The sequence below is a fragment of the Pseudomonas sp. zfem004 genome, assembly GCF_032621715.1.
In the GTDB taxonomy this organism is placed as follows: Bacteria; Pseudomonadota; Gammaproteobacteria; order Pseudomonadales; family Pseudomonadaceae; genus Aquipseudomonas; species Aquipseudomonas sichuanensis.
In genome coordinates this window covers 35,539-49,280 of the sequence record NZ_JAVYJF010000016.1, presented here as the reverse complement: position 1 = coordinate 49,280, position 13,742 = coordinate 35,539, and the positions used below count along the sequence as shown (strand labels likewise).

At 64.5% G+C, this 13,742-nt stretch carries 12 protein-coding genes; 5 read left to right on the top strand and 7 right to left on the bottom strand.

The features are described from left to right. Window positions 1–78: 78 nt before the first annotated feature. A complete protein-coding gene (locus tag RTH46_RS17760; protein WP_316906245.1) occupies window positions 79–1,665 on the top strand; it encodes an EAL domain-containing protein in 1,587 nt (528 codons plus the stop codon). A gap of 36 nt (window positions 1,666–1,701) precedes the next feature. Continuing rightward, window positions 1,702–2,589: an EamA family transporter RarD gene (gene rarD / locus RTH46_RS17755; protein WP_153787965.1), complete on the top strand. Its 888-nt coding sequence runs from the start codon at window positions 1,702–1,704 to the stop codon at window positions 2,587–2,589. Here the strand turns inward: rarD and RTH46_RS17750 are convergent. Next, complete coding sequence (locus tag RTH46_RS17750; RefSeq protein ID WP_316906244.1) at window positions 2,552–4,123, bottom strand: TerC family protein; 1,572 nt, start codon at window positions 4,121–4,123, stop codon at window positions 2,552–2,554. The genes rarD and RTH46_RS17750 overlap by 38 nt on opposite strands. Window positions 4,124–4,383: 260 nt before the next feature. On the opposite strand from RTH46_RS17750, the gene RTH46_RS17745 reads away from it, so the two are divergent. Continuing rightward, window positions 4,384–4,968 (top strand): LysE family translocator, encoded by a 585-nt coding sequence (locus tag RTH46_RS17745; protein WP_110992597.1) that lies wholly within the window; start codon window positions 4,384–4,386, stop codon window positions 4,966–4,968. A gap of 72 nt (window positions 4,969–5,040) precedes the next feature. Here the strand turns inward: RTH46_RS17745 and RTH46_RS17740 are convergent, their stop codons facing one another. After that, the gene (locus RTH46_RS17740) at window positions 5,041–5,820 is read right to left on the bottom strand and encodes an AraC family transcriptional regulator (RefSeq protein WP_316906243.1); all 780 of its coding nucleotides are present in this window, start codon (window positions 5,818–5,820) and stop codon (window positions 5,041–5,043) included. 10 nt (window positions 5,821–5,830) lie between these two features. Beyond that, window positions 5,831–6,373 carry a helix-turn-helix domain-containing protein gene (locus tag RTH46_RS17735; protein WP_110992595.1) on the bottom strand — a complete coding sequence of 181 codons (543 nt, stop codon included), beginning with the start codon at window positions 6,371–6,373 and terminating at the stop codon, window positions 5,831–5,833. A gap of 154 nt (window positions 6,374–6,527) precedes the next feature. Between RTH46_RS17735 and RTH46_RS17730 the strand changes: the two genes are divergently transcribed. Together RTH46_RS17730 and RTH46_RS17725 are read left to right on the top strand one after the other, a co-directional pair. Beyond that, window positions 6,528–7,310 carry an aldolase gene (locus RTH46_RS17730; protein ID WP_153787969.1) on the top strand — a complete coding sequence of 261 codons (783 nt, stop codon included), beginning with the start codon at window positions 6,528–6,530 and terminating at the stop codon, window positions 7,308–7,310. 33 nt (window positions 7,311–7,343) lie between these two features. Then, on the top strand, window positions 7,344–8,237 hold the full coding sequence (locus RTH46_RS17725; RefSeq protein WP_316906242.1) for a dihydrodipicolinate synthase family protein: 894 nt from the start codon (window positions 7,344–7,346) through the stop codon (window positions 8,235–8,237). A gap of 52 nt (window positions 8,238–8,289) precedes the next feature. Here the strand turns inward: RTH46_RS17725 and RTH46_RS17720 are convergent, their stop codons facing one another. The 4 genes from RTH46_RS17720 to RTH46_RS17705 form a co-directional block, all read right to left on the bottom strand. Further along, window positions 8,290–8,931, bottom strand: coding sequence for a hypothetical protein (locus RTH46_RS17720; RefSeq protein ID WP_316906241.1), 642 nt, complete (start codon window positions 8,929–8,931; stop codon window positions 8,290–8,292). Window positions 8,932–9,073: 142 nt separating this feature from the next. Beyond that, on the bottom strand, window positions 9,074–11,296 hold the full coding sequence (locus RTH46_RS17715; protein ID WP_316906240.1) for a TonB-dependent siderophore receptor: 2,223 nt from the start codon (window positions 11,294–11,296) through the stop codon (window positions 9,074–9,076). Window positions 11,297–11,454: 158 nt separating this feature from the next. After that, complete coding sequence (locus RTH46_RS17710; RefSeq protein WP_153787973.1) at window positions 11,455–12,873, bottom strand: short-chain fatty acid transporter; 1,419 nt, start codon at window positions 12,871–12,873, stop codon at window positions 11,455–11,457. 192 nt (window positions 12,874–13,065) lie between these two features. Beyond that, the gene (locus tag RTH46_RS17705; protein WP_125463893.1) at window positions 13,066–13,722 is read right to left on the bottom strand and encodes a CoA transferase subunit B; all 657 of its coding nucleotides are present in this window, start codon (window positions 13,720–13,722) and stop codon (window positions 13,066–13,068) included. Window positions 13,723–13,742: the final 20 nt, after the last annotated feature.

Here is a 13,742-nt window from a genome sequence, read left to right as displayed (position 1 = left end):
CGTTTTAGTTCGTAAGCTTCACCGACAAACGGCTATCCTTGGCACTGACACGCCCGTCCGTCACTGGTTCACCTGCGCATGCCCCTGCCCCCAAAACGCCCTCCCCGCTGGAGCTGGCGCATCCTGCTGCCCTGGATTGTCGGGGTGCTGCCGCTGGTCTGCGGGCTGGCCGTTACCCGCTGGCAGACCGAGCGCGAATTGCAGGCCAACAGCCTAGCCACCACACGCGAAGTGGTCAGGCACATCGAGATGATTCTAGACAGCCTGTCCAGTGCCGCGAATCACCTGTTGCCCAAGGCCGGTCAGCCCTGCGAACAGGTGCAGTTGGCACTGCGCATCGAAGTCACGCGCAATGCGTTCGTGCGCTCCACCAGCCTGTTCGACCGCGACAACCTGTATTGCACTTCGCTGTTCGGCGATTTCGACGAGCCGGTGAATGCGCGCGACTATACCGACGGGCAGCTCTGGCTGATGGACGGCAACTCCGTCACGCCGGGCCATCCACTGCTGGTTTACCGGGTCAGCCAGGGTGATCGCGGGGCGATCGCCACAGTGGACGGCAACCACCTGCTGACGGCCCTGCGCCTGATCGCTCAGGATGACGAGCTGTTGGTGCGGGTGGGCAGCCACTGGATGGGCCAGCAAGGCCTGGTGCAGCAAGGCACACCGCCCGTCGCTGCCAGCGCCCCTGCCACCGTCTCCTCGACACGCTACCCGTTCAGCGTGCAGGGCGGCTACGCCGCAGGCAAGCTGGGCGAGTTGATGCGCTCGCGCTACCCGGCCCTGCTCAGCTTGCTGCTGGTACTCGGCGTGGTGGCCGGCAGCGTCTGCCGCTGGCAGATACGCCGCGCCACCTCGCCTCGCGCTGAACTCGACCGGGCGCTCGAAGCCGGCGAGTTCCTGCCGTACTTCCAGCCGGTGGTGCGCAAAGGCGACTATCACTGGGCCGGTGTCGAGGTGCTGATGCGCTGGCAGCATCCGCGCGAGGGCCTGGTACGCCCGGACCTGTTCATCCCCTACGCCGAACACAGCGGGCAGATCGTCGCCATGACCCGCGCCCTGATGCTCAACACCGCACAAGCCCTGACACCCCATGTCGCGCTGCTGGATGACGGTTTTCACGTCGGCATCAACATCACCGCCGATCATTGCCGCGACCTTGGCCTGCTCGACGATTGCCGCACCTTCCTCCAGCACTTCCCCCCCGGCCGTGTGGTGCTCACCCTCGAGCTGACCGAGCGCAAACTGATCGAGCCCACCCCGGTAACCCTGGAGCTGTTCGAAAAGCTGCACGAGATGGGGGTCATGATCGCCCTCGACGACTTCGGCACGGGCCAGTCCAGCCTCAACTACCTGCGTCAGTTCAAGGTCGACTACCTGAAAATCGACCAGAGCTTCGTCGCCATGATCGGTGGCGATGCGCTGTCGCAACATATCCTCGACACCATTATCGAACTCTCGGCCAAGCTTGGTTTGGGTATCGTGGCCGAAGGGGTCGAGACCGCGGTGCAGCGCGACTACCTGGAGCGCCACGGGGTGGACTTCCAGCAAGGTTACCTGTTCGCCCGGCCAATGCCCGCCACCGAGCTGCTCACGGCATTGGCCACGCGCCCGGGCAGGCTGCGGTTGCCGCAGGACGCGCCCCCTGAGATCATGCGCGGCTGATCCGCCCGCTCACCCTTCCCGTTTTTCGAGGCATTCGTGTCAAAAGGCATCGTTTCATCGGTCATGGCGTCCTGTCTGTTCGCCGTGATGTATTTCTATACCTCCTTCCTCAAACCGCTCGACGGCGAGGAAATCTTCGGTTGGCGCACCCTGCTGACGCTGCCCTGCCTGACGTTGTTCATGTTGATTTCCAAAGACTGGAAGCGGGTTGGCGAACTGTTCGCGCGGGTCCGCCGTACACCTCTGCTGCTGCTGGGCATGGTCGGCACCTCTTGGCTGATGGGGGTGCAATTGTGGCTGTTCCTCTGGGCGCCGCTGCACGGGCGCAGCCTGGAGGTGTCGATGGGCTATTTCCTGTTGCCACTGGCGATGGTGCTGACCGGCCGCCTGGTCTACGGCGAACGCCTGTCGCGCCTGCAAAAGGTGGCGGTCAGCTGCGCAGCCCTGGGCGTGGGCCACGAGCTGTACCAGAACGGCAGCTTCGCCTGGGAGACCATCCTGGTGACGGTCGGCTACCCGATCTACTTCGTCTTGCGCCGACGCTGCCGCACCGACCACCTGGGCGGCCTGTGGTGCGACATGTGCCTGCTGCTGCCGTGGGCCCTGTACTTCGTGGTCCAGGGCCCGCTGTCAGCCGCGGACCTGGCGCAACACCAGAACCTCTACTGGCTGATCCCGCTGCTCGGGGCGATCAGTGCCAGCGCCCTGATCGCCTACGTGCTGGCCAGCCGCATGCTGCCGTTCAGCCTGTTCGGCCTGCTCAGCTACGTCGAGCCGGTGCTGCTGGTGGGCGTCGCCCTGCTGCTGGGCGAAACCATCGGCCCGGATCAGTGGCTGACCTACCTGCCGATCTGGGCCGCGGTGCTGGTGCTGGTGCTCGAAGGCATCAAGCACCTGCTGCGTCAGCGTCGGCGCTCGGTGTAAGGCGCACCTGGCGCACGCGCCGCTCCTCCACCGCCACCACGGTCATGCTCCAGCCGTTCCACTGCAGACGGTCACCGACCACCGGCAGGCGGTCGAGCAGGCTCATCACCAGGCCCGCGAGGGTCTGGTAGTCCTCGGTGGCACGGGCCACGAAGCCGGTACGCGCCTGCACCTGGGCCAGGTTCAGGGCGCCGCTGACGACGAAACCACCCGCCTCCTCCACCACGCCCGGCCCTTCGACCTCGCTGGCGTCCGGCAGCTCGCCGGCGATCGACTCGAGGATGTCGGTCATGGTCAGCACGCCGGTGAAATCACCGAACTCGTTGACCACGAAGGCAATGTGCGTCGACTGCCCACGCATCTGCTCCAGCGCGTTTAGGATGCTGAAGCTCTCCAGCAGGTTCAGCGGCGCCCGGGCCAGGGCCTCAAGGTCCGGCTCATTGCCGGCCAGCAGCTCCTTGAGCAGTTCCTTCTTGTGCACGAAGCCCAGCGGTTCCTCGATACGCCCGTCACGGATCAGCGGCAGGCGTGAGTAAGAGGAGTTGATCAACGCCCGGGTGATCACCTCGGTCGGTTGCGCCAGGTCGATGGCATCGACCTTGGCACGCACCGTCATCACCGTGCGGATCGGCCGCTCGGCCAGGTTCAGCACGCCGCTGATCATCACCCGCTCGCGACGGTCGAAGACCACTTGCTCGCTACCGTCCTCCACCAGGTCGGCGATCTCCTCGCCCACCTCGTCGGCCTCCACCCGGCGCCCGCCCATCAGGCGCAGCACGGCATGGGCGGTACGCTCACGCAGCGGTCGGTGCTGTTGCACACTGCGCTTGCGGCGGGCGCGGGCCAGCTGGTTGAACAGCTCGATCAGCAGCGAGAAGCCGATGGCCGCGTACAGGTAGCCCTTGGGGATATGGAAGCCCAGGCCTTCGGCGGTCAGGCTGAAGCCGATCATCATCAAAAAGCCCAGGCACAGCATGATCACCGTCGGGTGGGCGTTGACGAAGCGGGTCAGCGGCTTGCTGGCGACGATCATGATGCCGATCGAGAAGATCACCGCGATCATCATCACCGACAGGTGCTCGACCATACCCACCGCGGTAATCACAGCATCCAGCGAGAACACCGCATCGAGCACCACGATCTGCGCGACGATCGGCCAGAACGCCGCATGCCGCGTCACGCCGCCCGACTGGGCGACATGGCCCTCCAGCCTTTCGTGCAGTTCCATGGTGGCCTTGAACAACAGGAACACACCACCGAACAGCATGATCAGGTCACGGCCGGAGAAGGTCTTGCCGAACACCTCGATCAGCGGGGCGGTCAGGGTGACCATCCACGAGATGCTGGCCAGAAGGCCCAGGCGCATGATCAGCGCCAACGACAAGCCGATCACCCGCGCGCGGTCGCGCTGATGGGGCGGCAATTTGTCGGCGAGGATGGCGATGAACACCAGGTTGTCGATACCCAGCACCAGCTCGAGGACGATAAGCGTCAGCAGGCCCAGCCAGGCCGTGGGGTCGGCTAGCCATTCCATTAGCGGGTACTCACAAGGGCGGCGTCACGAGGACGTGGGAAGGATGGCCGGGACGGCCAGAAACTGGGGGGCTCCGCGAAGGTGCTCATATAGACCTTGATCAGAAAAAGGGATGACGATCCTACAATCGAAGCAGCTTTTCCCCACAGCGCGAAACTATTACAAAATCTGTAACAGAGGCCTTGAGCATTTTTGTTCAATACCTGCGCCGCATTTGTCGTCGATCATGGCGGCACTCCATCGTTGCAAGGAATCTGCGCATGAGCTTGTCCCTGTCCATGGCCGCCTTCGCCTTGGCGGCCTCGATTTCCCCAGGCCCGGTCAATATCGTGGCGCTGGGCAGCGGCGCCCGTCACGGCCTGCGCGCCAGCCTCGGGCACGCCGCCGGCGCCACCCTGGGTTTCTGCCTGCTGCTGGTGCTCACCGGCCTGGGCTTGCATGAGCTGCTGCTGCGCTGGCCGTGGCTGCAGCACCTGTTGCTGTGGGGTGGCGTGCTGTTTTTGTTGTACATGGCCTGGAAGCTGGCCAGTGACGATGGCCAATTGCAGGCCGACGCCGAACAACGGGCGCCCACTGCCTGGCACGGCGCGGCCATGCAGTGGCTGAGCCCCAAGGCCTGGTTGGCGGCGGTGGCCGGGGTGGGCGCCTATACCGCTGGCGAGCAGCAGCTGTTGTGGCTGTTCACCTGGATCTATGGGCCGATCTGTTTTGTCTCGGTGGCCAGCTGGGCGTGGGCCGGGAGTGTGATTCGCCAGTATCTGGGGGAGCCAAGGCGGTTGCGCTTGTTCAATCGCGGGTTGGCGGTGTTGTTGGTGGCGAGCGCCGGGTATCTGCTGGCAGGTTGAATGCCTGTCACGACCGCATCGCGGGGCAAGCCCGCTCCCACGCACCTCCGTGGGAGCGGGCTTGCCCCGCGATTATGTTGCCCGATAATGCCCCGGCGTCGCCGCCAGGTGCCGCTTGAACGCCCGTTGCAGATGCGCCTGGTCGGCGAACCCGGCCTCCAGCGCCACCTCGGCAATCGGCCGGCCCAGGCGCAGTTGGGCGCGGGCGTACTGCACCCGCTGGTCGAGCAGATAGCCGTGGGGTGTCAGCCCGAAGCGCTTGCCAAAAGCGCGAATCAGGTAGGCACGGGAAAGTCCCACTGCATTGCAGATGTCTTCGAGAGTCAGCGGATCCAGGCGATTGGCACGGATGAACGCGGCAGCCATTTCCAGCTGCGGATGCTCCACGCTGCGCTGGCCTGTTCGCTCATCGAAATACCCAGGCAGCGCTTGGAAGAATGCAACCAGCAGCGCCTCCTTGTCAGCGGCCGGTCGGTCATCGAACAGGCCCGCAAACACCTCGAGCAACCGCCCGTATAACCCCGAAGAGGTGCTGAGTGTCGCTTGCGGCAGGGCAAAACCATGCTGCTGCAACCACGGTAGGTCGACAAACAGCATCAGGTACGACCAGGGCTCCCCCTGGATCGGGTTGCAGGTATGCACCACGCCAGGGTTCATCAACACGGTGCTGCCGGCGCCGATCTCATGCCGGGCATCCCCCGTGAGGTAGCGACTGCGCCCGCCCGTGATCACACCGATCGAAAAGCTCTCATGGGAATGCGCGGCATAGCACACCTGGCGCCCATCCCCCACGCGCCGGGCCTCGACAAACGGCAAGGCAGGGTCACGCCAAAACCGCGAGGCCTCGATCATCACCCTGCCCTCACCCTTCCCCGCCCTGCACCACCACCAGCAACTGGGCCTGGCGCTCGCCCACGGAACGCAGGCGGTGGGGGGTCTGGGCGTTGAAATGCAGGGCGTCACCGGCTTCCAGCAGCACTCGCTCGCTCATGAAGTCCACCTCCACCTGGCCCTCGTGGACGAACAGGAACTCCTCGCCCTCGTGCTCCTTGAAGGTCGGATCGGTGAACTCGGTGGGGGGCTGGATCAAGAACGGCAACAGGCTGCGCTGGCCAACCTGGGAGGTGAGCACCGCGTAACCCGGCCCTTGGCCATTGCCGACCAGCGCCTGGCGCTCGCCGCGACGAACCAGGCTATAGCGCGCCTGGCCTTCCTGCTCGCCGTCGAACAGCTCCTCGACATTGACGTTCAGCGCCCGCGCCAGTTTCAGCGCGGCAGCAATCGACGGCGTATTCAGGCCACGCTCGACCTTGGACAGGTAGCTCTTGGTCATGCCGGATTTTTCAGCCAGCACCTCAAGGGTGATCCCCAGTTTCTTGCGCAGCAATTTCAGTCGGATAGACATGTGAAGCGGCTTTCCCGGACAAACGCACTTGCTAATGACACTTTGTGTCATATAGGATTATTTGTGTCATCTGATGGACCGCCCCTCCACCGTCGAAAGTAAGGGGGCGGGCCAGCCGAGACATCCACCATCACGCCACAGAGGATCACTCCCCATGGCCAACACCCTGACACACAGCAAAGACCAACTGGTGCAAAAGGCTCTGACGCAGATGCAAGGCTCGCTCGCGGATAATACGTGGACTGTGCGCGAAAAGCTGGCCCTGACCTGCCGAATTCTGTTCGACCATGGCCACGACTCGGGCCTGGCCGGGCAGATCAGCGCCCGTGGCCCGCAACCGGGCACCTTCTATACCCAGCAGCTGGGGCTGGGCTTCGACGAGATCACCGCCGGCAACCTGCTGCTGGTCAACGAAGACCTGGAGGTGCTGGAAGGCCAGGGCATGCCCAACCCGGCCAACCGCTTCCACAGCTGGGTGTACCGCGCCCGCCCGGATGTGAACTGCATCATCCACACCCACCCCACCCATGTCGCCGCGCTGTCGATGCTCGAAGTGCCGCTGGTGGTGTCGCACATGGACCTGTGCCCGCTGTACGAAGACTGCGCGTTCCTCGAAGCCTGGCCCGGCGTGCCGGTGGGCAACGAAGAAGGCGAAATCATCAGCGCCGCCCTGGGCGACAAGCGCGCCATCCTGCTCTCGCACCATGGCCAACTGTCCACCGGCGCCAGCATCGAGCAGGCCTGTGTCTACGCCCAGCTGATCGAACGCGCCGCGCGCCTGCAACTGCTGGCCATGGCCGCCGGAACCATCAAACCGATCGCCCCCGAGCTTGGCCGCGACGCCCACGACTGGATCGACCGGCCCAAGCGCCATGGCGCCGCGTTCAACTACTACGCCCGGCAGGCCCTGCGCCAGCACGCCGATTGCCTCGCCTGACCTTATCCTGCCTTGCTTGCGGAGCTTTTCAGAATGACTACTCAATTTCACGGCATCATCGGCTACACCATCACCCCCTTCAGCCACGAAGGCGAGCAGCTCGACCTGCCCGCCCTGGGCCAATCCATCGACCGCCTGATCGACGGCGGCGTGCAAGTAGTCGCCCCGCTGGGCAGCACCGGCGAAGGCGCCTACCTGAGCGACGGCGAATGGCAACAGGTCGCCCAATACAGCCTGGAGCGCATCGGCAAGCGCGTGCCGAGCATCGTCAGCGTCTCCGACCTGACCACCGCAGGTGCCGTGCGCCGTGCGCGCTTCGCCCAGCAACACGGCGCCGATGCGGTGATGGTGCTGCCGGCGGCGTACTGGAAGCTCAGCGAAGCCGAGATCCTCCAGCACTACCGCGCCATCGGCGCGGCCATCGATATCCCGATCATGCTCTACAACAACCCCGCCACCAGCGGCACCGACATGCCGGTGGAGCTGATCCTGCGCATCGTGCGCGAAGTGGACAACGTCACCATGGTCAAGGAGAGCACCGGCGACATCCAGCGCATGCACAAGCTGCAGCTGCTGGGCGAAGGCCAGGTACCCTTCTACAACGGCTGCAACCCGTTGGCGCTGGAGGCGTTCGTCGCCGGTGCCAAAGGCTGGTGCACGGCGGCGGCCAACCTGATTCCCGCACTGAACCAGCAGCTGTACCAGGCGGTGCTGGCGGGCGACCTTGGCCAGGCACAGGCGCTGTTCTACCGCCAGTTGCCGTTGCTGGATTTCATCCTCAAGGGTGGCTTGCCGGCGACCATCAAGGCCGGGCTGGGCATGACCGGGCTGCCGGTGGGCGAGCCGCGGCGACCGGTGTTCGGGTTGGATGAAGCGGGCCGAGCGAAGCTAAGCGCACTGCTCGATGGTTTGCGCAAGCCGAACTGACGCGACTCCAGCACGCGTGGGGGCGGGCTCGGTGTAACGCCGCCCTCACACCTCAATCACAGCGTTTCCTCGGCGCCGCGAACCCCGTCACGGGCATCGGCATCACCTGATCTCCCTGACCTATCGGCATCAGCACACGAACATCGAAGCGACAGACCGGCCGCATGTTCTCGCCTTGCCCGACGGCCCCCATGCCGATGGTCACTTCATAGTCGCGCCCCGCCTCGAGGTTATAGACCCGGGCCTGCTCGTCGCAGTAGATGCCCCTGCCCAGCGACGTGCCCATCCCAGCCCCCAGGGTCGCGAGCTGAAACGGCGCTGTAGTCGGCACCCGGTACTCGGCGACCACCTCTTCGACGCGGCCTTCGGCATTGCGCACGGTGGGCGTCAGGCTGAGCAAGGGTGGCGAAAGGCGCGGCGGCATGCCCAGCTTGGCGGGTGCCAAGGGGAACTGTGGGTGGTTCTCCAGTGCGCGACCCGCCGAGAAGTGACCGGCCTGGGCCATTGTGTGACGCACGCTGGGCGCACAGCGGCCAGTGATGCTGTCACCAAACACATCCGAGTTGCTGATCACCCGCATGCGAGCCGTGGGTACCAACCCCGACGGCTCCTGATAGGGCTGCGAAGGGATGCCGGAGCAGCCCGCCAACAACAGCACGACCAGAGTACCCAGGCACGCCGAAACCTTGTTCATCGAAGCTCCTTCATGGCCGAATCCCGCCAGCGGGCCGGTTGCTCGGTGAGCAAATAGTAGAAGGTCAAAGCGATCGATGCTGGAAATACAACATGCCTGATCACCATGGCATCAACAGAAACATGACACGCAAGGTAAAGCCCTAGAGCTTCCAGTCCAGGCTGACCATCATCGTCCGTGGCTCGCCGTGATAAACCCCGTTATAGAAACCCAGGTTGTTGTAGTAGTGCTCGTCGAACAGGTTCTTCACGTTCAGCGAAGCCGACAGGTGCTCGTCAAACTGATACCGCGCCATCAACCCCACCACCGAGAAGGCCTTCTGGCTGATCTCGTCGCGCACCGTGATGATCGAACCGTTCGCCGCCCGCCCCACGGGCCGGTTGGCCTGCTTGTGGGTATCGCTCTGCCAGTCCAGGGTGCCGCCCACGGTCAGCGCCGGGGTCAGCTTATAGGTGCTCGAGAAACGCACCAGGTTCAGCGGTTGCTCGGGGTTCTTGCGCTGCTTGTCGGCGTTGGCCGCGTGGGTGTAGCTGTAGCCCAGGCTCATTTGCCAGTCGGGGCGCACCTCGCCGGCAATCTCGGCCTCGAAGCCTTCGACCACGTTGCCCTTGCCGCCGGACTTGTAGAACACCTCGTTGCCGTTGGGCGGTACCGAATCGTCCTGCTCGGCGACGTTGTCCTGTTTGCTGCGGTACACCGCACTGCTGAGGTTGAGCCGATCGTCCATCAGGCTGCCTTTGACGCCCACTTCGTAGACCTTGCCGACGATGGGTTCGAGGTACTGGCGGTTTTTGTCACGTACCGATTGCGGGTTGAAGATGTCGGTGTAGCTGGCATAGACGGTGTACTGCTCGGTGAGGTCGTACAGCACCCCGGCATACGGCGTCCACTGGTCGTTCTGGGTCTGCTTGCTGGGCGTCAGTTCGGTGCCATTCTGCGCCGCGTCGTAGGCCCATTCACGGCTCTCGGTCTGCCAGCTGCCATAGCGGCTGCCGAGCACGAAGTGCAGGCGGTCGGTGGGGTTGAGCCGGGTGGCGATATAGCCGGCCTTCTGTTTGATGGAATTACGCGAGGCATCGAGCCCGGTATCGATATCCTGGAACTTGGCGATGCTGCTCATGTACTTCCAGTCCGGGATCTCCCGGTAATCGTCGGGCAGTGGCCCGCCGATCAAGTATGGCGACGTGTCGCGCCGCTCGGATTCACCATAACCGACCATGAAGTCGTGGCTGCGCCCGAACAGCTGGTAAGGGCCTGCCAGGTTGAAGTCGATGGCGTCCATCTGCTCTTCGCCACTGAAATGCTGATACCAGGCTTTCATGCCGCTGCGGTCGGCGGCGGGGAAACCGTTGCCGCCGTAGTACACCTTGCCATCGCTGTCGGACTCGCGATGGGTATAGGCGAGCTTGAGCAGCCAGTCGTTGGCCAGGCGTTGGTCGAGGGTGGCGAACACCGTCTGGTCTTTCAGCGGCCACGACGACCAGGGCGCGGCCAGGTTGGTCGAGCGCGGCAGGTCGGCCTTGCCGCCGGTGGCGTTCCAGTACGGCACGGTGCCCCAGGAGGCCCCTTGTACGTGCTTGTTCTGATAGTCGTAACCCACCGCCAGTACGGTGCTGTCAGTCAGGTCGGCCTCGAGGATGCCGTAGGCCACCTCACGCTGGCTGGCATATTTGTCCATGAACGACTGGCTGTCACGGTAGGCCAGCACCGTGCGCCCGCGCAGGCGCCCTTCCAGGCCCAGCGGGCCGCCGACATCGAGGTAACCGTGGTAGTTGTCGTAGCTGCCGGCACTGGCGCCAGTGCTGATCGCCAGCTGCGAGGTCGGGCGCTTGCGCACCATGGCGATGGTGCCGGACGGGTCGCCCGCCCCGGTGGTCAAGCCGGTGGCGCCACGCACCACCTCGATACGGTCGTAGATGATGGTGTCCGAGTCGGACTTGAGGCTCGAGAAGGTATTGAGCATTCCATCGATCTGGAAGTTGTTGATCGAATAGCCCCGTGAATAATAAGCCGGCCGCTCGGAGTCGTTGCGCTGCACGGTGACGCCGGTGACATGGGTCATGGCTTCGGAGAGCGTGTCGAGCTGGAAGTCGTCGAGCTGCTGACGGGTCAGCACCGAGACCGATTGCGGGGTGTCCTTGATCGACAGGTTCAGGCGCGTCGCTGCGCTCATGCTGCCGGTGGTGTAGGAGCCGCTGTGCTCGGTGGTGCTGCCCAGGCCCTGGGCGAGGATCTCGGTGGTGCCGAGTTCCAGCACGTTGTCGTCCGACCGCGGCTCGGTCTCTTCTGCCTGCGCAAGCGGGCTGACGGCGGTGGCACACAGGCCCAGGGTAAGGGCCATGGAACGGCTGATGGGCGCGAACATCGCTGCCTGTCTCCTTGTTCGTTTCGATGAAAGTCCTTGGCTGCCGGCTGAGCGGCATTCACATGAAAACGAATCGCGCATGCGAATCATTATCGATATGTCATCGAAACGTAAAAAAGGGCGGTGCCTGACCGCCCTTCCCTGACACTACCCGAGCCTCACGGCATCACGGGCGGCACGTACTGCAAGGTCGTACCCAGCGCCCACAGCAGCACCAGCACCAGCGGCACATGCACCAGCAGCTGCACGAACGAGAAGCCGATCAGGTCGCGGGCTTTCAGACCCAGCACGCCCAGCAACGGCAGCATGTAGAACGGGTTGATCAGGTTCGGCAACGCCTCGGCGGCGTTGTAGATCTGCACCGCCCAGCCCAGGTGGTACTGCAGGTCGTTGGCCACCAGCATCACGTAGGGCGCCTCGATGATCCACTTGCCACCGCCGGACGGGATGAAGAAGCCCAGCACCGCCGAGTACACCCCCATCAACAGCGCGTAGGTGTCATGGGTGGCGATCTGGGTGAAGAACACCGAGATATGGTGGGCCAGGGTCGCACCGTCGACACCCTTGACCTGGGTGAGGATGGCGGCGATCGAACCGTACAGCGGGAACTGGATCAGCACCCCGGTGGTGGTCGGCACCGCGCGGGCCACGGCATCGAGGAAGCTGCGCGGGCGCCAGTGCAGCAAGGCGCCGAGCATGATGAACAGCAGGTTGTAGGTGTTCAGCCCGGAGATCGCGGTGATCGCAGGCTTGGTGGCGAACTCCTGGTACAGCCAGCCGCCGGCCAGGGCCACCAGCAGCAGGATCAGGATCGGGCTGTACTCCAGCCACTCGCCCGGGCGCGTGCGCTGCGGCGCGGGCGGCGCGCTGAAGCTGGGGTCGACGCCGCAGTCTTGCGCACTGCGAGCGCTGTTCGGCCCTGGTGCGGTTGCATAGGCGATCACCAGCGAGACGATCACCAGCGCCGCCAGCATGACCCCGGACTGCCAGAGGAAGATGGTTTCGGTGAACGGGATGACCCCGGTGATGGACAGGATCGACGGCGGCAGGCTGGCCGGGTTGGCTTGCAACTGCGCGGCCGACGACGACAAGCCCAGCGCCCATACCGCGCCAAGGCCCAGGTAGGCGGCGGCACCGGCAGCGCGATAGTCCATCTTCAAGTCGGTGCGGCGGGCCAGGGCGCGCACCAGCAGGCCGCCGAACACCAGCGACAGGCCCCAGTTGAGCAATGAGGCGAGCATCGAGATCAGCGCTACCCAGCACACGGCAGAACGGCCGTTTTTCGGGATGCGCGCCAGACGGTCGATCAGCCGCGCGGCGGGTGGCGAGCTGGCCACCACGTAGCCGCCGATGACCACGAAGGCCATCTGCATGGTGAACGGGATCAAGCTCCAGAAGCCATCGCCGAAGGCCTTGGCGGTGTCGGTGGGTTTGGCGCCCATCACCAGTGCGCCCAGGCACACCAGCATCACGGCCAGGGCGGCGAACACCCAGGAGTCGGGGAACCAGCGCTCGGCCCAGTTGGAGCAGCGCAGGGCAAAGCGGGCGGAGCGGCTGTCTTGGATATCAGCGGCCACGGGGTTTTCCTTTTATTTGTTTTTTTTGATTTTCAACACTGAAGTAACGCAAAAACCCTGTGGGAGCGGCATCGTGGGAGCGGGCTTGCCCCGCGATAGCGCCCGACCGGGCGATCGTGGCACCTGGTCTGACGTCATCGCGGGGCAAGCCCGCTCCCACGGGTCCGCACCCACAGGGCGGGTGATGCTTGATTAGAAAGTCATTTCCTTCACATCGTCCGGCACGATCAGCTTGCCGGCGGTTTTCTCGATGATCTCTTCGACGCTCACGCCCGGCGCGGTCTCGCGCAGGATGAAGGCACCGTTTTCGATTTCCAGGTAGGCCAGGTCGGTCAGCACCTTGCGGATGCAACCGGCGCCGGTCAGCGGCAGGCTGCACTTGGGCAGCAGCTTGGACTCGCCATCCTTGGAGGCGTGGGTCATGGTGACGATGATGTTGTCGGCACCGGCCACCAGGTCCATGGCGCCGCCCATGCCCTTGACCAGCTTGCCGGGGATCATCCACGAGGCGATGTTGCCCTCCACGTCCACTTCGAAGGCGCCGAGCACGGTAAGGTCGACGTGGCCGCCACGGATCATGGCGAAGGATTGCGCCGAGTCGAAGATCGACGCGCCGCGGCGGGCGGTGACGGTCTGCTTGCCGGCGTTGATCATGTCGGCGTCGATGGTGGCTTCGGTGGGGAATTCGCCCATGCCCAGCAGGCCGTTTTCCGACTGCAGCATCACGTCCATGTCGGCAGGCACGTAGTTGGCCACCAGGGTGGGGATGCCGATACCGAGGTTGACGTAGTAGCCGTCTTTGAGTTCACGGGCGACGCGTTGGGCCATTTGTTCGCGGGTCAGTGCCATGGTCAGGATCTCTTTGTTGT